This is a genomic window from Allobosea sp. ASV33 (assembly GCF_016428755.1).
Taxonomy (GTDB): domain Bacteria; phylum Pseudomonadota; class Alphaproteobacteria; order Rhizobiales; family Beijerinckiaceae; genus Allobosea.
This window is the reverse complement of sequence record NZ_JAELTI010000263.1, coordinates 1-320: the sequence shown is the minus strand read 5'-3', so window position 1 is coordinate 320 and position 320 is coordinate 1. Positions and strand designations below refer to the sequence as shown.

At 75.6% G+C, this 320-nt stretch carries 1 pseudogene; it reads left to right on the top strand.

Annotated features, from left to right (window positions below):
• Window positions 1-219 precede the first annotated feature (219 nt).
• Window positions 220-320 (top strand): annotated as a pseudogene (locus tag JHD80_RS27455) (translation initiation factor IF-3); the annotation flags it as partial.

Genomic DNA, 320 nt, shown 5'->3' with positions numbered 1-320 from the left:
CCCCCCCCCCCCCCCCCCCCCCCCCCCCCCCCCCCCCCCCCCCCCCCCCCCCCCCCCCCCCCCCCCCCCCCCCCCCCCCCCCCCCCCCCCCCCCCCCCCCCCCCCCCCCCCCCCCCCCCCTTTTCCACGCAGAAGACGGCATACGCGATCGCGCCTAGAGTCTCGTGGGCTCGGAGATGTGTATAAGAGACAGTCCGCGGAGTTCGCGAAGTCCAGCTCATCGACGATACCGGCGCCAACCGTGGCGTGGTCTCGTTCTTCGATGCGCTGAAGCTCGCCGAGGATGCCGGCCTCGACCTTGTCGAGATCGCCCCGAACTC